We start from the raw sequence: 19,657 nt of genomic DNA, 5'->3' as shown, positions 1-19,657 counted from the left end.
GATAAAATAAACCCTCGACAACAGTTTATTACATCGGTGTAAAAATCAAAGGAAAAGGCGCATGTTTTAAGGCCTTGTTTGTCATCACTCCTTTTGCTCACCGACCTGAGTTCACAAGCAAAGGGGGGCTTGCGCCGACTACTCGACGTTGCGCCCTTCGGGACCTGTCATGTCAAAGCCAAGCGCGCGGGCAACGGTAAAGATGTCCTTGTCGCCCCGCCCGCACATGTTCATGCAGATGATGTGATCGGACGGCAATTCAGGGGCGATCTTCATGACATGCGCCAGCGCGTGGCTGGGTTCGAGCGCCGGGATGATCCCCTCGAGCGTACAACACAGCTGGAACGCCTCCAGCGCTTCTTTATCGGTGATCGAGACGTATTGCGCCCGCCCGATGTCGTGCAGCCATGCATGCTCAGGGCCGATGCCCGGATAATCGAGGCCCGCCGAGATGGAAAACCCTTCGAGGATCTGCCCATCATCATCTTGCAGCAAGTAAGTGCGGTTGCCATGCAGCACGCCGGGACGCCCGCCTGTGAGCGAAGCGCAATGCTCCATCTTGGCATTCACACCTTTGCCGCCTGCTTCGACGCCAACGATCGCAACCTGTTTGTCATCAAGGAAGGGGTAAAACAGACCCATCGCATTGGATCCACCGCCGATGGCTGCGATGACGGTGTCCGGAAAACGCCCCTCAGCCTCCATCATCTGCTCACGGACTTCCTTGCCGATGATGCTTTGGAAATCGCGCACCATTGCAGGGTAAGGGTGCGGACCGGCAACTGTACCGATGCAGTAGAACGTGTCGCGCACATTGGTCACCCAATCGCGCAATGCATCGTTCATCGCGTCTTTCAGTGTGCCACGACCGGAGGTCACGGGGATCACTTCTGCGCCCAGAAGTTTCATCCGGAACACGTTGGGAGCCTGACGTTCAACATCATGCGCGCCCATGTACACCACGCATTTCAGACCGAATTTCGCACAAACCGTCGCCGTCGCAACCCCATGCTGACCAGCACCGGTTTCCGCAATGATCCGTGTTTTTCCCATGCGGCGCGCCAGAATGATCTGGCCCAACACGTTGTTGATCTTGTGAGCACCAGTATGGTTCAGCTCATCCCGCTTCATATAGATTTTGGCACCACCCAGATGCTCTGTCAGCCGCTCTGCGTGATAGAGGGGGCTGGGGCGACCCACATAGTGCTTCCAAAGGAAATCCATCTCGGCCCAGAACGAGTCGTCTGTTTTGGCCTTTTCGTACTCTTCTTCGAGGCTCAGGATCAGCGGCATCAGCGTTTCGGACACGAAACGCCCCCCAAAGTCGCCGAAACGGCCCCGTTCATCAGGGCCTGTCATGAAAGAGTTGAAAAGGTCGTTTGCCATGTGGCCCTCGCGCGTTCAGATCAGATCGCGTTTATACCCGATATGCGAAGGGGTAAAGCCGAGGCGCTGGTAGAAACGGGCTGTATCGGTGCGACTTTTGTTCATGGTCAGTTGCATCAGAGCGCAACCTGCGGCGCGGGCACGCGCCTCGGCATCCGCGATCATCGCTTCGCCGATCTTTTGGCCACGCAGGTCGCTGGCAACCCGCACGGTTTCAATCTGTGCACGTCGCGCCGCTTGTAGGGACAGGCCAGAGATAAATGTCAGTTGATATGTCGCGATGATGCGCCCGTCATGCACACCCACGATCAGGTGATTGTCTGGTTCGCTCTGCAGCCGTTCAAAGGCCGACATGTAATGTGCAAAATCAAGCCCCTCGCGCCCTGCCCCCAGCACGTCGTCTGTCATCAACGCCAGTATGTCAGGCAAGTCAGAAGCCGTGGCATCGCGAAATGACACCATCAGATATCTCGAGTGGCGGCCAGAAAACTTTGGATTAACCCGCTGTCCTTGTGTCCCGGCGCTGTTTCAACTGCAGAGCTCAGGTCGACTTGCCGTGCACCTGTCACCCGCACCGCTTCGGCCACGTTGTCTTGCGTCAACCCGCCAGCCAGCATCCAAGGCACAGGCCAACGCCGCCCAGCAATAAGCGTCCAATCAAAGGTGGCACCATTCCCACCTGGCAAATCCGCACCTTTCGGTGCTTTGGTGTCGACAAGCAGTTGGTCCGCAACAGCACCGTAAGAATCGAGCGCGGCAAGATCACTCGCGTCACCAACGCCCACGGCTTTCATAACAGGCAGGCCGTAACGCACCTTGATATCGGCCACGCGCTCAGGGCTTTCAGAGCCGTGCAATTGCAACATGTCCAGTGGGACAGTCGCCGTCAGATCATCCAGAAAGGCGTCATCGGCGTTCACGACCAACGCGACCTTGGCCACGCCCGGCGGCACCTCAAGCGCAAGAGCGCGCGCCTGCTCAAGGCTCACATTGCGGGGGGATTTGGGAAAGAACACGAAACCTATGTATTTCGCACCCGCCTCAACGGCAGCGGACACGTGCTCGGCCTGGCTAAGGCCGCAAATTTTCACAGACAGGTCGGACATACGACGCGGTTTAGCTTGCCTCGTCGAGCAGGGCCAGCACTTCGTCCTTGCCCTCGTGCTTTTCGTTCTTGAGGCGATTCACTTCGCGCTCAAGCCGGCGCACCTCACGGGCATTGCGCGCGTTTTCGGAACGCACCGCATATTCCCGCATCCATTCCCAGATAAATCCAACCAACAGTCCAATCAGAACACCGCCGAAAATCACGATGAACAAGGGCAGTTGGACAGTGGGCGTAACAGCAAACAGGCCTGCAATCTCATCCGGCAACATGTGGAGCGTGACCAAGTTGCGATTGGCCAAGGCCACAGCAATCAGAGCAATGCCAAACACCGCGATGCACGCATACCTAACGTAGTGCATCAGGCCTTCCCGTTCAGTCGATCTCGCAGCAGCTTGCCTGTCTTAAAGAACGGGACATGTTTTTCTTCGACATCAACGGTCGCACCGGTGCGCGGGTTGCGCCCCACGCGCGCATCGCGCTTTTTGACAGAGAACGCACCAAAGCCGCGCAATTCCACCCGGTAGCCGCGCGCCATGGCGTCAGTGACTTCGTCAAAAATGGTATTCACAATGCGTTCCACATCGCGCTGATAGAGGTGTGGGTTTTCGTCGGCGATTTTTTGGATCAGCTCGGACCGGATCATGTCATTCCCCCTCAAAACGATGCGACGTTTTATTACAGATTTCCTGCCTGACTATAGGAACAATTTTGCGGCCCGTGAATAGCAAGGCTTTGGTTTAGGCGGATTTTTAGGCTGTGAAATGCTGTCATTTTGCTGCCCAGCCCATGAAATCACCCGCCCGTCGCGTTCGGATTGCCCCAGCCTCGTCTGTTTCTTCTTCTGCGCCGTGCATTGATTCGGAGGAATGTCGGGCCTGTTTGAAACGCAAAAGGGGGGCCGTGAAGCCCCCCTTTTTCGAATGTTCTGGCAAGGCCCGCAGGCCCGTCCTTACTCGTCGGTTTTCAATGCCGCGCCAAGGATATCGCCCAAGCTCGCACCGGAGTCAGAGGAGCCATACTGTTCGACGGCCTCTTTCTCTTCTGCAATCTCGCGCGCCTTGATGGACACACCCAGGCGACGGGTCTTGCTGTCGATGTTGGTGATGCGCACATCCACCTTGTCACCGACCGAGAACCGCTCGGGGCGCTGTTCGGCACGATCACGGCTGAGGTCAGAGCGGCGGATGAAGGACTTCATGCCCTCATATTCCACTTCGACACCGCCATCTTCGATCGCTGTCACTTCGACAGTCACGATCGAACCACGCTTCACGCCACCAACGGCTTCGGCAAACTTGTCACCGCCGACACCTTTGATCGAGAGCGAGATACGCTCTTTCTCAACGTCGACTTCAGACACAACCGCGCCGACCATGTCGCCCTTGCGGTAGTCCTGAATGGCTTCTTCGCCACGCTGGTCCCAAGAGAGGTCGGACAGGTGCACCATGCCGTCGATGTCGCCGGGCAGACCAACGAACAGACCGAATTCGGTGATGTTCTTGACTTCGCCTTCGACTTCCGTGCCCTCGGGGTGCGTTTCTGCAAACACTTCCCATGGGTTGCGCTGAGTCTGTTTCAGGCCCAGAGACACGCGGCGCTTGGCACCGTCGATTTCCAGAACCATGACTTCGACTTCTTGACTGGTCGACACGATTTTGCCCGGGTGGACGTTCTTCTTGGTCCAGGACATTTCAGAAACGTGCACGAGGCCTTCGACACCGGGCTCCAGTTCAACAAAAGCACCGTAATCCGTGATGTTGGTCACGCGGCCTGTGTGGTTGGATTCCAGCGGGTATTTCGCGGCCACCAGATCCCATGGATCTTCTTGCAGCTGTTTCATACCAAGCGAGATGCGGTGCGTCTCTTTGTTGATCTTGATGACCTGCACCTTGATCGTTTCGCCAATCGTCAGGATTTCCGACGGGTGGTTTACACGACGCCATGCCATGTCGGTCACGTGCAGCAGACCGTCTACGCCGCCAAGGTCCACGAACGCACCGTATTCGGTGATGTTCTTGACCACGCCGTCGACTGTCTGACCTTCGGTCAGGTTGCCGATGACTTCGGCGCGCTGTTCGGCGCGGGATTCTTCAAGGATGGCACGACGTGAGACAACGATGTTGCCACGACGACGGTCCATTTTCAGAATCTGGAACGGCTGCTTGAGACCCATCAGTGGGCCTGCATCGCGCACGGGGCGCACATCAACCTGAGAGCCGGGCAAGAAGGCCACGGCGCCGCCGAGGTCGACCGTGAAGCCACCTTTGACACGCCCAAAGATCGCGCCTTCGACGCGTGCTTCGCCAGCGTAGGCGGTTTCGAGACGATCCCAAGCTTCTTCACGGCGTGCCATCTCGCGAGAGATAACCGCTTCGCCCTTGGCGTTTTCGGCCGAGCGCAGGAAGACTTCCACTTCATCGCCAACTGCGATTTCAGGGGCTTCACCGGGATTTGCGAATTCTTTGAGTTCGACGCGGCCTTCCATCTTGTAGCCTACGTCGATGATGGCTTGACCCGCTTCGATCGCGAGTACTTTGCCTTTGACGACAGACCCTTCTTCGGGTGTGTCCATTTCGAAGCTTTCTTCAAGGAGGGCTTCGAATTCCTCCATCATTTTATCAGCCATGTGGCGTCGGTTTCCTAACTATTTCTGTTTTTCACGGGCCGTGCGGTTGTCTCCGCCGGTCTTGATCGGGTTCATTGGTCAGGTGCATCAGCAAAACAAAGAGGGCCGGAATAGTCCGACCCTGCTCTTCTCGATGTCTTGCGTGGTGTTTACACCTTGGCGACGAGCGCGCGTATAGCGTCAGTTGCGGCTCAGGGCAATAGGCGTGATGCAATGCTCTGCGAACCGCAAATACTCCGGAGAGCTCACCTTGGCGGGCATCAGATCTCCTCGCCCAGTTCCTGCAACTCTTTCAAAAGTTCCTGATAGATCCCGTTGCTGTCTCCGCCCCCATAACTGAGCGCCCCGCCGGAATAGGTTTGCCCGTAGGTGCGCGCCACGTTGATAGTCTGAACAAACGCCGACAACAGCTGGTCCTTTTCAAGTGGACTAAGGGGGTGGATAAACACACCCCACAAACGTCCCTGCGCCACCGCATATCGAGCATCAAGCGCGGTGTCGAAATTTGCCTGCATCAGACGCATCAGTTCATCCGTTGCCAAACCCTCAGCAGACCTGATCGGGACCATGGCGCGCATGCGGTCAGCGATAGGATCTGCAACGACAAATAATGGAATGTCGTCGATCACAAACTGGATGGCATTGCCTGCAGCCTGCGCATCAGGGTCAATCGCACGGATAATCTCAGCCATCCTTACCATCGTCATCGGTGGTTCGGTCGTCGGTGGGGACTGAGGGGCATCGCCGTCTTGCGCAAACGCGAAGGATGCAAAGACGAAAAGGGCAGAGAGCAAAATAATCGGGCGAAGCAAGCGCAGTGGCATAGGGCGAAACCTTTCGTATGATGACGAAAGGCTAGGCCGACTGCGCATCAAAAGCCACGCACCGTTTGGTGATCAAAAAGAGGTAAGGCGCAGGTATCCTGCGCCCCGCATGATGTCAGAGTGCTGATTTCAACGCATCCACAAGATCAGTGCGTTCCCAGCTGAACCCACCATCCGCATCCGGAGCACGGCCGAAGTGGCCATAAGCGGCAGTGCGCTGATAGACAGGGCGGTTCAGTGACAGATGTTCACGAATGCCGCGAGGCGTAAGATCCATGACCTTTGCCACAGCCGCCTCAATCGCGGCATTGTCCACGCCGTTCCCGCCAACCGTGTCGCAATAGATCGACAGCGGTTTTGATACTCCAATGGCATAGCTTAGCTGGATCGTGCATTTGTCAGCCAACCCGGCCGCAACCACATTCTTAGCCAGATAGCGCGCTGCATAGGCCGCCGAGCGGTCAACCTTGGTCGGATCTTTTCCGGAAAACGCACCACCACCGTGAGGGGCCGCGCCGCCGTAAGTGTCCACGATGATCTTGCGTCCAGTCAGCCCGGCATCTCCATCAGGACCGCCAATGACAAATTTTCCCGTAGGATTCACGTGCCATTCGGTCTCTTCGGTCAGCCATCCGTCAGGGAGGACTTCGGCAATATAGGGTGCCACGATATTGCGGATGTCTTCGCTGGACAGGTCTTCTACAAGGTGCTGGGTCGACAGAACAAGCGAGGACACGCCCACCGGTTTGCCGTCACGATAAATCACAGACAGTTGTGATTTGGCATCCGGGCCAAGGGCGGGTTCGGTCCCGTCTTTGCGCACTTCTGCCAAACGGCGCAGGATCGCATGGGCGTAGTGGATTGGCGCCGGCATCAGCTCTGGCGTTTCATTGGTGGCAAAGCCGAACATGATGCCCTGGTCTCCGGCACCCTCGTCCTTGTTGCCGGACGCGTCGACACCTTGAGCGATATGCGCAGATTGCTCATGCAAAAGGTTGGTGATCTCGCAGGTTTTCCAGTGGAATTTGTCCTGCTCGTATCCAATATCCTTGATGCAGGCCCGGGCAATCTCGTCGATCTTGCCCATATAATCTTTCAGTTTGTCCTGATCGCTCAGGCCGACTTCGCCCCCGATCACAACGCGATCTGTCGTCGCAAAGGTTTCGCAGGCTACACGCGCCTCTGGCTCTTCGGACAAAAAGGCGTCGAGGACGGCGTCCGAAATACGATCACAGACCTTATCAGGGTGACCCTCGGACACGGATTCCGAGGTAAAGGTATAGTTTTGACGGGACATAAGTGCTCCATTTTAAAATCCATACACCACGTCAGGAAGCCGTTGTAGTGCGTACCGGGCGGCTTACGCCCCACTCTGGTCTGCGTCAATGGATATCGGACGGTCGGTTAACAAACGCCGCAACACCATGGCAAAAAGGCCAAGCAACAGGACCAGTGCCCAAGGAAGATCGCCAGTGCGCGCATATAAAGTCAGCGCGCCTGGCGCAGGCAAGGGTGCATCAATGAAGCCCGCTTGGTTCAAACCAATCGACGAAATCACCCGGCCCTGCGGATCGATCATCGCGGATATCCCTGTGTTGGCGGCACGGACCATCGGTAACCCTTGTTCGATTGCGCGCATCCGGGCTTGGGCAAGATGCTGCTGCGGGCCTGAACGTGACCCGAACCAGGCATCATTGGTCAGCTGCATCAAGAAGGCAGGTCGATTCAGGGCGCGCCCGACATCGTGCGCAAAAACGGCTTCGTAGCAAATGAGGGGCAAAGCCGTGCCGATATCTCCGAAATCCAGCAAACGCGGTCCCGGCCCGGCGGCATACCCGCCCTCGGCCCTTTGGGCGAGACCGCCGACATTGATGTGGCGAAACAACCATTCCGCCGGCATGTATTCTCCAAACGGAACGAGATGGTGTTTGTCATAGGTCTGCGTGACCTGCCCGCCCTCATTCAGCACGACAAGACTGTTGAAATAGTCACTCTTTTCACGCCGCTGAATGCCCAGAACGACCGGCGTGCCGCGGGCCGCATCGGCGATCACGTCAAAGACAACCTGCGCATTTTCGGCCAGATAGGGCAGCGCCGTTTCAGGCCAAACAATCAGGTCTGGCGCACCGGGGCTCGCCGTGTAGTCGATCTGGCGGTTCACAAAAACGGAGATTTTTTCAGGGTCCCACTTTTCGTCCTGCGGGGCATTTGGTTGGACCAAACGGACGGTGTGATCGGTCATTGGAACATCGCGCGCAGAGATCGGGACCAGGCCAAGGGCTGCGATCAAAACAGATGGAAAACCCCACAGCAGCCAGTTCTTTGGCACCGAATTTGCCGCAGCGACGCCACCGCACACCAACAACGTCAGACCATGTGGGCCAAGCCACGCAAGCCCCTGCCCGGCCCAGACATCCACAAACGCCTGAACTGGCGTCGCCCAAGGAAAACCCGTGAAGACGTAAGCGCGCAGCATCTCAGCCCCCGCCCAAGTCACAGCAAGCATCCACGCCCGCCCGCCAGCCCAATGCGCGATTCCAAGTGCAAGCGCCCAGAAACTGCCCAGCAGCAGAGCAAGCAGTACGAGTGCGAACGGGGCCATCCAGCCGGTTGTGGCAGCATCCACCTGAAAAGGTTCAGTGATCCAAGTGAGCGTGAGCACGAAGTAGCCTGTGCCCAGCGCCCAGCCGTTCCAAAGCGCCGTGCGCCAATTGGGAGAGCGGTGCAACAGAACAAAACCCATTATGATGGGGACAAAAATTGCTGGCGCAAAAGCGTGCGGGTCATGGGCCAAAGCCCCGATCCCGCCCGATGCAACGGCCAACACCACCAGCGCCCAAAGCGGAAGGGCCGCAAGGCGGGCCGTTATTTGGATCATTCGGCGGCGTCCCGCCCGGTCAAACGCACACGCAGCCGCTTGATCCGGCGCGGATCGGCATCGATCACCTCGAACTCCGGTCCATCCGGATGCTGGACCACTTCGCCGCGGCCCGGAACCCGCCCCGCAAGCATAAAGACAAGCCCGCCGAGTGTGTCGATTTCCTCCTCATCCACGTCATCGTGGGTGGTAAGTGAAATACCAACCTCTTCTTCAAACTCATCCACCGGCGTCTTGGCCAAAGCCAAATAACACCCTGTCTTTTCGCGGGTGAACATGACGTCTTCGTCGATGTCGTGCTCATCCTCGATCTCGCCAATAACCTGTTCGATCAGGTCCTCAATGGTGACCAGACCATCGACACCACCATATTCATCGATCACCAACGCCATGTGACGACGCTCGGTCTGCATTTTGGTGAGCAGCACACCAATACTCATGGACGGGGGCACAAAAAGCAGCGGGCGCAGCCCTGCGCGCAGATCAAATTTGGTGCCACCGCCGTTGAACCCATAGTTAAGAGCGATGTCTTTGAGATGAGCAAAGCCGATGGGAGTATCGATCGTGCCCTCAAACACCGGCAACCGGGTCAGTCCGCTTTCTTTGAACACACTGACCAGTTCATCCAGCCCGGTCGTGTCCGGTACCGCAGTGATATCAGCCATCGGAACAGCCACATCTTCAACCCGCATCCGGCGCAAGTTGATCATACCATGCTCTTGAGGGCGTGGCGCGTCCACTGCGTCTTCCACACCGTTTGTTTCTGAAGGGGTGAGTGCGCCAATCACACGCGCAAAAAAACCACCAGCCTGTAAAGGTTCTTTGGTGTCATTGTCTGACTGCGCGCGTTGCGCTGCGCCAGACGATCCGTCGTTTTCGCCCATTGGCTCCTGTCCAGTTTACATCCCCCCCGGGTTCGGAGGGGCGTCGGTGCGTTCTAATATGGGTCAGGGACCCCCAAATTGCCAAGTATTTCGACCTCAAGTGCTTCCATACGCGTGGCGTCGCGGTCACAGATGTGGTCATAGCCCAACAAATGTAGCGTTCCGTGAACGATCAAATGAGTGACATGGTCCACCATGGGCTTGCCCTGTTCGACCGCTTCGCGGGCACAGGTGTCATAGGCGATGGCAATGTCACCAAGGCTGATTGTGCCGTCTGGATCGGGTGTCGGGGACTCCGGTTCAGCACCTTCTTTCTCGGGGTTGAGATCGGTCTCGGGCCAACTGAGCACGTTTGTCGCGGTTGGTTTAGTGCGAAACTCGGTATTCAGTTTTGTGATACGCGCATCGTCGCAGGCCAACACAGACACCTCTGCCGGATGGCGAACAAGCTCATCCAGAACATAGATGATGGTGCGTGCAGCCAATTGATCAAAGTCCAGCGCTTGCCAGCGGTCATCTTCGATCAGGATATCGATGTCATGTTGCAGGTGTTTGCTCACCGGAGGCCAGCCCCCGGACTCCCGGAAATTTTCCAAAACAGACAAGGTCAGGACGCCTCGGTATCCGCCTCATAAGCTTCGATGATTGCGGCTACCAACGGGTGGCGCACCACATCCTTGGACGTGAAGTAGTTAAAGCTGATCTTTGGCACCGATTTCAGCAAACGTTCTGCATCCCACAATCCCGACGGCACACCACGAGGCAGGTCGATCTGGGTGCGGTCGCCGGTGATCACCATGCGCGACCCTTCGCCAAGGCGCGTCAGGAACATCTTCATTTGCATGGTGGTCGCGTTCTGCGCCTCGTCCAGCACGACATAGGCATTCGACAATGTGCGCCCGCGCATAAAGGCCAGCGGCGCAATCTCGATTGTCTTTTCCTCTTTCAGCTTGGCAAGTTGTTTGCCCGGCAGAAAGTCATTCAGCGCGTCATAGAGCGGCTGCATGTACGGGTCGACCTTTTCTTCTTGCGTGCCGGGCAGGAAACCAAGGCGTTCGCCAGCCTCAACCGCTGGACGACAAAGGATGATCTTGTCGACCTCGCCAGATATGAACATCGACACCCCGACGGCGACGGCAAGGTACGTCTTGCCCGTTCCCGCAGGCCCGATGCCAAAGGCCAGTTCATTGTCAAAGAGCGACTGGACATAAGCCTTTTGCGCATCTGTGCGCGGCTCAACCAATTTCTTTCGAGTCTTAATCTCGATCCGGTTGCCGACGGGCATTTCCAGTTGGTCGCCATCGCGGGTGCCGGTGTCTTCTTCGGACCCGCCCATGCGCAACTCGCGGTCGACATCCGCGGGGGCGACTTCCTTGCCTCCCTCCAGACGCAGATACAGAGCCTGAAGGACCTCTTTGGCGCGGGCCTGTGCGGCCTCTTCACCAAGTAAAACCAGTACATTGCCGCGTCGGATGATCTGGACATCCAGCGCAGCCTCAATCGCCGTGAGGTGTACGTCATAGGGACCGCACAGATCAATCAACAGTCGGTTGTCAGGAAATTCGATCTGCACCTCTGCAGGTGCAATTTTCGATGGCGATGGGGTCAGGGCACCAATGGCCAATCCGCTCTCCTCGTCTGGCATTATGGGGGCAGCGTGCCAAGTTCGGCGGGGACGCGCAAGCGGTGCATGCAAAAATTCGTCAATTTGAAACAATTCCGCAAATGAACTGATCAGATCTTAGGTGCCAGATCGAAATGCGCCTGATCCCCGCCGCTCTCATCATTCTGTCTTGCCAGGCACGGCGTGCCTCAAGGAGTCCTTTGTCACCAGTCTGCACACAAGTTTACCTGACATGCGCAAGATCAGTGAGACAAAGGCGGGTGTGCCAGAAACTTGCAGACACTGTATCGATTGATGCAGGCAGACTGGCTCAACCTTCTATCCCATGCCAGTGCCGGTGCCAGCACCCGGTCTATCAAGCAGAATGGCCAGCCGTTGCTTCAAACAGAAAGATCGAATCATAAAGGCTTAATTCCTCATAGCTGTCGTCACTTCTTCAACAGTTTTTCCGTGCCAATCCCGTTTCGCCCACAAACGACACAATGATACCGCACAGATCGCCCCAATTGCCAAAAATTGCCCGCTTGGGTTGAGCAAGATTGCCGCCCAAAAAAAGCCGCGCTATCGTCACATTCGGTAAAGCGTACAGAGTAATCACAGTAAAAAGGGGGTGCAGACAATGCGTTCATTTCTCAGAGCTCCAGTCTCGGCTCAAGCCGCTGTCACGGCGATGTTTGCGGTTATTTTGACTGCCACTGCATTTCTAGGTGCAACACCTGCCACTGCTGAGCGGGTCAATGAACCTACCAAGCCCGGTACGTCTGGAAGCGAGTTCATTATCAGCTGTTATCGTGGGCCCCTGAAGGTCGTCTATTGGGACCGTCCCACTGCAATTTTCATCGATGAACTGGTCGAATACGGTTACACGCCAAATCAAGCCACTGCGATCGGCGATCGCGTGTGCGGTGACGAATATGGTGTCGACGATCCCGAATGGATGAAGGCACAGCTGCGCAAGCTCATCGACCAAACACCGCCGGGTCGGTAAAGTAGTAAGGTCGTTGTCGGCAACTGACGATTGATCGCTCTGGTCGACTTGTCCGGATTAATCAAGCAGTGCGCCCTGAAGTGAATTTGTGCCCGACCCGATAATCTGCACGCGCCGCAGGTCGCCCCTTTGCAATGAAGGGTCCGCGACGTGGACAGCATGAAGATGCTCAGACTTGCCCACCATTTGCCCGTCCAATCGTCCCGGCTTTTCAAACAGAACGCGCGTCGTGCGCCCGACCATCGCATCCTGGATCATACGCTGCTGCGTGGTGATCAAGAGCTGTAAGCGCTGCAGCCGCTCGTCTGCAGCATCCGCGTCGACCTGTGCACGTTCCGCTGCGGGGGTGCCGGGGCGTGTCGAATATTTGAAGCTATAAGCCTGTCCGTATTTGACCTCTTCAATCAGATCTAGCGTAGCCTGAAAATCAGCTTCGGTTTCTTCTGGAAACCCGACGATGAAATCGCCCGACAGCAAGATGTCGGGCCGTGCTGCTCGAATCCGTTCGATCAGTCTCAAATAACTTTCCGCCTTGTGTGACCTGTTCATCCGTTTCAGCACACGGTCTGACCCAGATTGTACCGGCAGGTGCAGGTACGGCATCAGCTTTTCGCATTCGCCATGTGCTGCGATCAGGTCGTCAGTCATGTCGTTGGGATGGGACGTGGTAAAACGGATGCGTTCCAACCCGTCGACCTTGTCCAGATCCCAGATCAGCTTGGCGAGGGTATAATCAGAGCCGTCCGGCCCGGCGCCGTGATAGGCATTCACGTTCTGACCCAATAGTGTGATCTCCCGGACGCCCCGTTCGACCAGATCGCGCGCCTCATCCAGAACGCGGGCTGCCGGACGGCTGACTTCGGCCCCACGGGTGTAGGGCACCACACAAAAGGCGCAAAACTTGTCGCAACCTTCCTGTACGGTCAGAAATGCGGACGGCCCGCGCGCGGCTTTGGGACGGGACTTCAGGCGCTCGAACTTGTCTTCCTCAGGGAAATCCGTATCGAGCGCTTTCTCGCCCGCGCGCGCCTTGGCCTCCATCTCTGGCAGACGGTGATAACTTTGCGGACCAACGACGAGGTCGACCGCAGGTTGACGCCGCATGATCTCAGCGCCTTCAGCCTGCGCTACGCACCCGGCGACACCGATCTTCAAGTCGGGCTTTTCAACCTTCAGCGCTTTCATGCGACCAAGTTCGGAATAGACCTTTTCCGCCGCCTTTTCCCGGATGTGACAGGTGTTGAGCAGGATCATGTCTGCCTCGCCCGCCTCGCTGGTTTCTACGTATCCCTGCCCACCGAGGGCTTCGGCCATGCGTTCGCTGTCATAGACGTTCATCTGGCAGCCATAGGTCTTGATAAAAAGCTTCTTCGGCGTCGTCATGGGGCGCTTTCGGGTGTTGAAGGGATTAGATTGGCGATCTAGCAGCGGTACGGCTCTCTTGCAATGCGTGCCAGTTTAACCGAATGAAAGGGAGAAACCGCCAAGATCAAGCCAGATGCATTACGACAGCCTGTCCTCGATGATAAAATCTACCGCTGCGGTGCCGCCGCAGGGGCCTGTGGCGCTGGTTCTTGTCGAGGACGATGTCGAAGTCGCCACTACTTTGCGCCATCACCAGCAGATTGGGTTCAAGTCGATCATCGCCTGTATGCCGCGCGGTTTTTCTCTGCCCCGCGATCTGGAGGACACCGTGATCCGGGTCGACTATGACATGACGGTTCCGGCCGCCATGCAATCGGCCGTCAATCTGCTCATCACGTCGCTGCCTGAGGGCACGTGGATGTATTACTGTTTCAACGCCGAATATCTGTTCCATCCGTTTTGTGAAACGCGCACCGTTGGTGAAATGCTCGCCTTTCACAACGAGGAGCGGCGGTCTGCGATGCTGACGTATGTGGTCGACCTTTATGCGGACGATCTGCATGAGTTTCCCAACGCGGTCGCGCTTGAACGGGCGTATCTGGACAAGTCGGGCTATTACGCGCTTGCGCGCCCTGATGAGAAAGGGCACCCGAGGGAGCGGCAGTTGAGCTTTTTTGGCGGGCTGCGCTGGCGGTATGAAGAGCATGTGCCGGCGGCCCGGCGCAAGATTGACCGGATCGCCCTGTTCAAGACCAAGCCGGGTCTCAGCTTGCGTGAGGATCACACGTTTTCGGACGAGGAATACAACACCTATGCCTGCAAATGGCACCACAACCTGACCTCGGCGATCTGTTCGTTTCGCACGGCCAAGGCGCTCAAACTGAACCCCGGCAGCACCTTTGATATCCCGACGTTCAAATGGCATAACTCGGCGCCTTTTGAGTGGCATTCGCGTCAGCTTTTGGACCTTGGGTTGATGGAACCGGGGCAGTGGTTCTGAGGGGTGTCCCAGCGTGGGACACGACCCCAGAGACGTAAAATCAATGACTTACAGAGGTCGGGTAACAGTTCGTTAAGGTCTGGGGAGGCGCTGCGCAGGGCGCCGTGACAAGGGCCTGCACGCCTGTGGCCGCGCCTTTTTAGGGCGCGAAACACAACGGCCTGAGCGGTCCGCAGACCGCCCCCAGAAAAATCAGTCGGAAAGGAAAGCGGCCAGCGCGTCGATCTCTGTCTGGCGCAACTCGTGCCCACCGTCGTGAACCTCTGCGAGCACGGCAGCACCTTCTGACTGAAGCCACGACATCAGCTCCTTACTCATCGGCCAAGGCGTGATTGGGTCACGCCGCCCCGCAGTGACCAACACACGGCGGCTTTTCATTTGGGAGCTGGTGATCGGCTCCCATGTGACCAGCGGATGCAATAGCCCAACCCGGTCGAACAAATCGGGGCGCTGAAAAAACACCGACGCCAGAATATTGGCCCCGTTGGAATAGCCGAAAGCGTAGACAGGGTTGCCGGGATACTGGTTGCGATGCCCCTCGATAAAACCAATCATCTTGTTACGCGCGCGGGCTAGATCGTCCATGTCATAGACGCCCTCACCTGTGCGCCGGAAAAACCGTGCCGCGCCCATTTCGGACACATCCCCCCGAGGCGAGACGACGCCCGCCCCCGGAACAAGTTGGCCTGCGAGGTCAAACAACTGATGCTCGTCCCCGCCCGTCCCGTGAAAGGCAAAGACCACCGGGCGTCCGGCTTCGGGCGCTTTGACGAGCGCCTCATACGAAGTTGTTGTCATGGCACCCTCCGTCAGTTTGCGATTGGCGGAAGTCCCGCCTCGATCTTGGCGCGAAGCGGTTCGTAGCGGGTCGGCAGTTTGAGCGCCTCACCCAGATGTGCCGTGTCTTCATCGCGATCAAAACCGGGTTCGTTCGTGGCAATCTCAAACAGCACACCGCCGGGGGTGCGGAAGTAAATCGCCCAGAAATAATCGCGGTCGATCACAGGTGTAACCTGATAACCAGTGGCCATCAGAGCCTCACGCACCCGCAGTTGTGCGGCGCGATCCTCGACGGCAAAGGCGATGTGGTGGACAGACCCCGCCCCTTGGTTTGCAGTGGGGGCAGCGCCTTTCACCCGCTCTAGGTCAATGGTGTCTGCAGCATTACCGCCTTCGATCACATAGCGGGTGACATCGCCGGCGGTTTCGCCCTTTTGGTACCCCATGAACCCCAGCAACTCGCCCGTTGCGTCCACGTCGCGCAAACGGAACCGTGCCCCGTGAAAGCCTAGGATGCCCGTATCGTCAGAGATGCCATTGCCTGTCCATGGCGCCCGGTCTCGCGCCTCGCTTTCGACCAGCGCAAAGCCGTCGCCGTCCGGGCCATCAAAACTGAGTCGGGTTTCGCCAAAGGCGGTGTCTTTGTTCAGGCCCGTGACGCCCTGACTGGCAAGGTGATCGGACCAGAACCCAAGGCTGCCGGTTGGCACGGCGAATTCGGTGATCCCAACCTCGCCCGCGCCACGGCTGCCTTTGGGCATTTGGCCAAAGGGAAAATAGGTCATGACCGAGCCGGGCGTGCCTGCCTCATCCCCGTAATAGAGGTGATAGACGTCAGGTGCGTCGAAATTCACGGTCTTTTTCACCCGGCGCAATCCCAGCGTTTGCGTGAAAAATGCGTTGTTGGTGTTGGCATCCCCGGCCATCGACGTGACGTGGTGCAGTCCTTTGATGTCTTTGATCATGGCTGGCTCCTTATTTTTTGGTTCCATGTGCTTGTCGTTAGACATACGCGCTTGGGTGGCAAAATAAATGGACAAAGATATCCATTTATTATTGATGAAAACGGAATTATGACTGCCGTATGATCGAGTTGAAACCCATTAGGGTGCTGCGCGCGGTTTCTGACCTCAAAAGCTTTTCACAGGCGGCTCGTGCGCTTGACCTTGCACCTGCGTCTGTGACCCGGATCATCAACCAGTTGGAACAGGACCTTGGCGCGCAATTGTTGGTGCGCACCACGCGGCAGGTTGCGTTGACCAGCGCCGGGGCGACCGTCTTGTCCCGTTACCGCCCGCTGCTGGAAGGGTTCGAAGAGGTCACCCAAGACCTGCAACGCTCTGTCCGCCCGGATGCGGGGCATCTGCGCCTGACTGCACCCATTTCACTGGGCATCGCCCTGTTACCGCAGGTTATTGCGGGCTTTCGACTGGCCTATCCCGGCATATCGGTCGAGATCAATTTCACCGACACTCTGATCGACGTGATTGAGGAAAATTGTGATCTGGCGGTGCGTGTGTCGGGCCCACCCACAGACAAATCCACCATTTGGCGCAAGCTGTGTGAGGTGCCCCGGCGTGCCATCGCAGCCCCTGCCTTGTTTGACTGGCTGCCCCGTCCGCAACATCCCGACGATCTGATCGCCGCGCCGTTGATGTCCTATGGTGCCAAAGGGGAACCGGAAGTGTGGTCCTTTGCCCGCGCCGGGGCGCAACGCACTGTCCGTGCGGGCAAAACCGTGATCTCGAACAATGGTGATTTTCTGTATGCCATGGCGCGGATTGGCGAGGGCATTTGTGTGCTGCCTGATTTTATCACCGCAGATGGTTTGCAATCTGGCGCGGTGATCGAAGTTTTGCCGGACTGGTCCATTCCGTCTTTGTGGCTGACCCTGTTTTACCCCCCCTACGAGCGCTTGCCCCCGGTGGTTGGCACCTTTGCAGATTATTTCGAGGCATTTATCGACGATCACCCGGATCTGCGCGTGCCTGTGTAGGCGCGAGGCGATTTGGTTTCGGACCCTTGAGTGAGAACGGGCGTGCCTTAGGCAAGCAGCATGGGAAACCAGTCGCTGCGCAGTCGTTGCCCGGGCACCATATCGTGCCCCGGGAAGGGCGGCGATGTTGGGCCGGGCCGCGTGACATAGTGTGCATCGTCCCCAACCAGCCGCAGCGAAAAGGCCCGTCTGCGCGCATCGCTGTGATTGCCCCGCGCGCCGTGCAGTGTGCGAAAGTGGAAGGCGACCGCGTCACCCGGTTCCATTTCAAATTCCACGATCCGCATCCCTTCGGCCTCTGGATCAGGGATTGCCATGTAGTCGCCTTCGAAAAAGGCGGTCTCTGACGCCCAGCGCGTGGGCAGCACGTCTTTTTCCCAGAGGTGAGAACCCGCCACGCAGCGCAAGGACGCGTCCCGCACCGGATCGAGCGGTGACCAGAAGCTGACTGTCTGTGTCCCTTCGACGAAGTAATAGGGTGCGTCCTGATGCCATGGTGTCGCCATCGAGGTTCCCGGTTCTTTCACCAGCACGTGGTCATGGAACATTTGCACGGTGTTGCTGCCCATGAGCGTTGCCGCCGCGCGCGCAATGGCTGGATCGTGCACGGGTGCGTGGAATTCCGGGATTCGTTCCCAATTGCAGTAGTCGTCAAAGAAGAGCCCGGTATCGCCCGCCCGGTCGTTGGTGGACGCATAGGGCCCCGGTTCGGCCATGTTGCGCGCGATGCCTGCCCGCAGGGTGTCCACATGATCGTCAAAGAGCCCGCGGATCAGCACAACGCCGTCGGCCTGATAGGTGGCGGCGTCTTGCGCGGTGACGTCAGTCATGGGTCAGGGTTTGCGGCGCAGCCGGATCACCACGTCGACCGAGGCGATCTCGGCCCCGTCAGGTGCGTCTGGCAGTTGTGCGATCACCAGTTGATCGGATGGCGCGTCTGTCAGCTTGGCCTCGTCTTCCCAGAAGAAATGCGGGTGGTCGTGCGTGTTGGTGTCAAAGTAGCTTTTGGAGCCGTCTACCATCACTTCTTGCATCAGTCCGGCATCGCAGAAGGCGCGCAGGGTGTTGTATACGGTGGCCAGAGACACGCCGTCGCCTTGGGATTTGGCCGCGTCAAACAGGCTTTCGGCGGTGACGTGGCGGTGTTGACCGTCGCCAATCAAAAGCGAGGCAAGCGCCATACGTTGCCGCGTGGGGCGCAGGCCGGCGCCTGCGAGCCATTTGGTTTCAATGTCCTGTTGACCCTGTGCCATCGTGATCCTCGTCTTCGTCGCTTAACATATAAGGTCGAAGGGGCCCGCAATTCAATTGAAAATCAGTGTTAACACATTATGCCACAGGGCTGTGGTCCTCCTGCCCTGCCCTTGCACAGACGGACCCGGCGATGCTAAACGGAGACCGACCCTGGGGCCCCTATAGCCCGCGCGCACACGAAGAGGCTGACCATGGCAGATTATCCCACGAGCTTTGACAAAGAGGGCTTGCTGAAATGCGCCGCCGGAGACCTGTTCGGACCCGGCAATGCGCAACTGCCCGCACCGCCGATGCTGATGATGGACCGGATCACGGACGTTTCTGGCGACGGCGGCGCGCATGGCAAAGGCCACATCGTGGCAGAGTTCGATATCACTCCCGATCTGTGGTTCTTTGAGTGCCACTTTCCCGGCAACCCGATCATGCCCGGCTGTCTTGGCCTTGACGGCCTGTGGCAACTCACTGGCTTTAACCTCGGCTGGCGCGGCTGGCAGGGGCGCGGCTATGCCCTTGGCGTGGGCGAGGTCAAACTGAAGGGCATGGTCCGTCCGGACCGCAAAATGCTGACCTACAAGATCGACTTTACCAAAGCGATCCAGACTCGCCGCCTGACCATGGGCGTTGCGGACGGCATCGTCGAGGCAGACGGCGAAGTGATCTATGAAGTCAAAGACATGAAGGTCGCCCTGAGCGAGAGCTAAGCCAGCGCCTGCGCGACACCTCGATTGCACCTCAAAGGCGACGTTCGAAACTGCGTGCGCACAGACTGTGCACCGCATCGTTATTTGCATTCGTCTTAAAATAAGCGCAGCGTTCGGTGGTGATTTTTAGCAAACCATGAACACTGCCCCGCTGCGGATGATCAACCGGGGCCGTTGGCACCGTCCGCCGTGCGGACTTGGCTGCCACCTCTTTTCTCCATTTGTGCGTGACACGGTTCACGC

Annotated in this window: 21 protein-coding genes and 1 riboswitch; of the genes, 4 read left to right on the top strand and 17 right to left on the bottom strand. The window is 57.7% G+C overall.

The window, feature by feature from the left end:
* Positions 1-138: 138 nt before the first annotated feature.
* From trpB to DHN60_RS00825, 12 genes are all read right to left on the bottom strand, one after another.
* A complete protein-coding gene (gene trpB, locus DHN60_RS00880) occupies positions 139-1,386 on the bottom strand; it encodes a tryptophan synthase subunit beta (RefSeq protein ID WP_108835387.1) in 1,248 nt (415 codons plus the stop codon).
* A gap of 15 nt (positions 1,387-1,401) precedes the next feature.
* Complete coding sequence (locus tag DHN60_RS00875; RefSeq protein WP_108835386.1) at positions 1,402-1,848, bottom strand: GNAT family N-acetyltransferase; 447 nt, start codon at positions 1,846-1,848, stop codon at positions 1,402-1,404.
* A complete protein-coding gene (locus tag DHN60_RS00870; RefSeq protein WP_108835385.1) occupies positions 1,848-2,492 on the bottom strand; it encodes a phosphoribosylanthranilate isomerase in 645 nt (214 codons plus the stop codon). The genes DHN60_RS00875 and DHN60_RS00870 overlap by 1 nt, the downstream gene beginning before the upstream one ends.
* 10 nt (positions 2,493-2,502) lie before the next feature.
* Positions 2,503-2,853 carry a lipopolysaccharide assembly protein LapA domain-containing protein gene (locus DHN60_RS00865; protein ID WP_108835384.1) on the bottom strand — a complete coding sequence of 117 codons (351 nt, stop codon included), beginning with the start codon at positions 2,851-2,853 and terminating at the stop codon, positions 2,503-2,505.
* A complete protein-coding gene (gene ihfB / locus DHN60_RS00860; RefSeq protein WP_108835383.1) occupies positions 2,853-3,137 on the bottom strand; it encodes an integration host factor subunit beta in 285 nt (94 codons plus the stop codon). Before ihfB ends, DHN60_RS00865 begins: the two co-directional genes overlap by 1 nt.
* Before the next feature lie 306 nt (positions 3,138-3,443).
* On the bottom strand, positions 3,444-5,120 hold the full coding sequence (gene rpsA / locus DHN60_RS00855; protein WP_108835382.1) for a 30S ribosomal protein S1: 1,677 nt from the start codon (positions 5,118-5,120) through the stop codon (positions 3,444-3,446).
* Between the two features lie 260 nt (positions 5,121-5,380).
* Entirely contained in the window at positions 5,381-5,827 is a 447-nt protein-coding gene (locus DHN60_RS00850) for a hypothetical protein (protein WP_234423472.1), read from the bottom strand.
* Positions 5,828-6,059: 232 nt separating this feature from the next.
* A complete protein-coding gene (gene metK, locus DHN60_RS00845; protein ID WP_108835381.1) occupies positions 6,060-7,241 on the bottom strand; it encodes a methionine adenosyltransferase in 1,182 nt (393 codons plus the stop codon).
* A gap of 3 nt (positions 7,242-7,244) precedes the next feature.
* A riboswitch (SAM-SAH riboswitch) is annotated at positions 7,245-7,295 on the bottom strand.
* Between the two features lie 9 nt (positions 7,296-7,304).
* Entirely contained in the window at positions 7,305-8,822 is a 1,518-nt protein-coding gene (lnt, locus tag DHN60_RS00840) for an apolipoprotein N-acyltransferase (protein ID WP_108835380.1), read from the bottom strand.
* Positions 8,819-9,706, bottom strand: coding sequence for a hemolysin family protein (locus DHN60_RS00835; protein WP_108835379.1), 888 nt, complete (start codon positions 9,704-9,706; stop codon positions 8,819-8,821). The genes lnt and DHN60_RS00835 overlap by 4 nt, the downstream gene beginning before the upstream one ends.
* 53 nt (positions 9,707-9,759) lie before the next feature.
* Positions 9,760-10,266 (bottom strand): rRNA maturation RNase YbeY, encoded by a 507-nt coding sequence (ybeY, locus tag DHN60_RS00830; protein WP_234423471.1) that lies wholly within the window; start codon positions 10,264-10,266, stop codon positions 9,760-9,762.
* 47 nt (positions 10,267-10,313) lie between these two features.
* Positions 10,314-11,330 (bottom strand): PhoH family protein, encoded by a 1,017-nt coding sequence (locus tag DHN60_RS00825; protein ID WP_234423501.1) that lies wholly within the window; start codon positions 11,328-11,330, stop codon positions 10,314-10,316.
* 619 nt (positions 11,331-11,949) lie between these two features.
* On the opposite strand from DHN60_RS00825, the gene DHN60_RS00820 reads away from it, so the two are divergent.
* Positions 11,950-12,318: a hypothetical protein gene (locus DHN60_RS00820; protein ID WP_159089070.1), complete on the top strand. Its 369-nt coding sequence runs from the start codon at positions 11,950-11,952 to the stop codon at positions 12,316-12,318.
* A gap of 57 nt (positions 12,319-12,375) precedes the next feature.
* On the opposite strand, the gene miaB is transcribed toward DHN60_RS00820, so the two are convergent.
* Complete coding sequence (gene miaB, locus DHN60_RS00815; RefSeq protein WP_108835376.1) at positions 12,376-13,701, bottom strand: tRNA (N6-isopentenyl adenosine(37)-C2)-methylthiotransferase MiaB; 1,326 nt, start codon at positions 13,699-13,701, stop codon at positions 12,376-12,378.
* 115 nt (positions 13,702-13,816) lie between these two features.
* Between miaB and DHN60_RS00810 the strand changes: the two genes are divergently transcribed.
* Positions 13,817-14,683: a hypothetical protein gene (locus DHN60_RS00810; RefSeq protein WP_108835375.1), complete on the top strand. Its 867-nt coding sequence runs from the start codon at positions 13,817-13,819 to the stop codon at positions 14,681-14,683.
* A gap of 192 nt (positions 14,684-14,875) precedes the next feature.
* Here DHN60_RS00810 and DHN60_RS00805 read toward each other — a convergent pair whose 3' ends face one another.
* Both DHN60_RS00805 and DHN60_RS00800 read right to left on the bottom strand, forming a co-directional pair.
* Positions 14,876-15,481 (bottom strand): alpha/beta hydrolase, encoded by a 606-nt coding sequence (locus DHN60_RS00805; RefSeq protein WP_108835374.1) that lies wholly within the window; start codon positions 15,479-15,481, stop codon positions 14,876-14,878.
* Positions 15,482-15,492: 11 nt separating this feature from the next.
* Positions 15,493-16,428 carry a VOC family protein gene (locus DHN60_RS00800; protein WP_108835869.1) on the bottom strand — a complete coding sequence of 312 codons (936 nt, stop codon included), beginning with the start codon at positions 16,426-16,428 and terminating at the stop codon, positions 15,493-15,495.
* Between the two features lie 119 nt (positions 16,429-16,547).
* Between DHN60_RS00800 and DHN60_RS00795 the strand changes: the two genes are divergently transcribed.
* On the top strand, positions 16,548-17,459 hold the full coding sequence (locus DHN60_RS00795) for a LysR family transcriptional regulator (RefSeq protein WP_108835373.1): 912 nt from the start codon (positions 16,548-16,550) through the stop codon (positions 17,457-17,459).
* Between the two features lie 47 nt (positions 17,460-17,506).
* On the opposite strand, the gene DHN60_RS00790 is transcribed toward DHN60_RS00795, so the two are convergent.
* A complete protein-coding gene (locus DHN60_RS00790) occupies positions 17,507-18,289 on the bottom strand; it encodes a phytanoyl-CoA dioxygenase family protein (RefSeq protein WP_108835372.1) in 783 nt (260 codons plus the stop codon).
* Between the two features lie 3 nt (positions 18,290-18,292).
* On the bottom strand, positions 18,293-18,712 hold the full coding sequence (irrA, locus tag DHN60_RS00785) for an iron response transcriptional regulator IrrA (RefSeq protein ID WP_108835371.1): 420 nt from the start codon (positions 18,710-18,712) through the stop codon (positions 18,293-18,295).
* 192 nt (positions 18,713-18,904) lie between these two features.
* Between irrA and fabA the strand changes: the two genes are divergently transcribed.
* Positions 18,905-19,414 carry a bifunctional 3-hydroxydecanoyl-ACP dehydratase/trans-2-decenoyl-ACP isomerase gene (gene fabA, locus DHN60_RS00780; protein WP_108835370.1) on the top strand — a complete coding sequence of 170 codons (510 nt, stop codon included), beginning with the start codon at positions 18,905-18,907 and terminating at the stop codon, positions 19,412-19,414.
* The last annotated feature ends 243 nt before the right edge of the window (positions 19,415-19,657 follow it).

It is taken from the genome of Tateyamaria sp. Alg231-49 (genome assembly GCF_900143535.1).
Taxonomy (GTDB): Bacteria; Pseudomonadota; Alphaproteobacteria; order Rhodobacterales; family Rhodobacteraceae; genus Tateyamaria.
Note: the sequence above shows the minus strand (reverse complement) of the source record. Positions and strands in the feature narration are given on the sequence as shown.

Coding starts and splice junctions, on each gene's coding strand:
- trpB (WP_108835387.1), bottom strand. CDS start 1,386: ATGGCAAACGACCTTTTCAACTCTTTCATGACAGGCCCTGATGAACGG.
- DHN60_RS00875 (WP_108835386.1), bottom strand. CDS start 1,848: ATGGTGTCATTTCGCGATGCCACGGCTTCTGACTTGCCTGACATACTG.
- DHN60_RS00870 (WP_108835385.1), bottom strand. CDS start 2,492: ATGTCCGACCTGTCTGTGAAAATTTGCGGCCTTAGCCAGGCCGAGCAC.
- DHN60_RS00865 (WP_108835384.1), bottom strand. CDS start 2,853: ATGCACTACGTTAGGTATGCGTGCATCGCGGTGTTTGGCATTGCTCTG.
- ihfB (WP_108835383.1), bottom strand. CDS start 3,137: ATGATCCGGTCCGAGCTGATCCAAAAAATCGCCGACGAAAACCCACAC.
- rpsA (WP_108835382.1), bottom strand. CDS start 5,120: ATGGCTGATAAAATGATGGAGGAATTCGAAGCCCTCCTTGAAGAAAGC.
- DHN60_RS00850 (WP_234423472.1), bottom strand. CDS start 5,827: ATGACGATGGTAAGGATGGCTGAGATTATCCGTGCGATTGACCCTGAT.
- metK (WP_108835381.1), bottom strand. CDS start 7,241: ATGTCCCGTCAAAACTATACCTTTACCTCGGAATCCGTGTCCGAGGGT.
- lnt (WP_108835380.1), bottom strand. CDS start 8,822: ATGATCCAAATAACGGCCCGCCTTGCGGCCCTTCCGCTTTGGGCGCTG.
- DHN60_RS00835 (WP_108835379.1), bottom strand. CDS start 9,706: ATGGGCGAAAACGACGGATCGTCTGGCGCAGCGCAACGCGCGCAGTCA.
- DHN60_RS00820 (WP_159089070.1), top strand. CDS start 11,950: ATGCGTTCATTTCTCAGAGCTCCAGTCTCGGCTCAAGCCGCTGTCACG.
- miaB (WP_108835376.1), bottom strand. CDS start 13,701: ATGACGACGCCGAAGAAGCTTTTTATCAAGACCTATGGCTGCCAGATG.
- DHN60_RS00810 (WP_108835375.1), top strand. CDS start 13,817: ATGCATTACGACAGCCTGTCCTCGATGATAAAATCTACCGCTGCGGTG.
- DHN60_RS00805 (WP_108835374.1), bottom strand. CDS start 15,481: ATGACAACAACTTCGTATGAGGCGCTCGTCAAAGCGCCCGAAGCCGGA.
- DHN60_RS00800 (WP_108835869.1), bottom strand. CDS start 16,428: ATGATCAAAGACATCAAAGGACTGCACCACGTCACGTCGATGGCCGGG.
- DHN60_RS00795 (WP_108835373.1), top strand. CDS start 16,548: ATGATCGAGTTGAAACCCATTAGGGTGCTGCGCGCGGTTTCTGACCTC.
- DHN60_RS00790 (WP_108835372.1), bottom strand. CDS start 18,289: ATGACTGACGTCACCGCGCAAGACGCCGCCACCTATCAGGCCGACGGC.
- irrA (WP_108835371.1), bottom strand. CDS start 18,712: ATGGCACAGGGTCAACAGGACATTGAAACCAAATGGCTCGCAGGCGCC.
- fabA (WP_108835370.1), top strand. CDS start 18,905: ATGGCAGATTATCCCACGAGCTTTGACAAAGAGGGCTTGCTGAAATGC.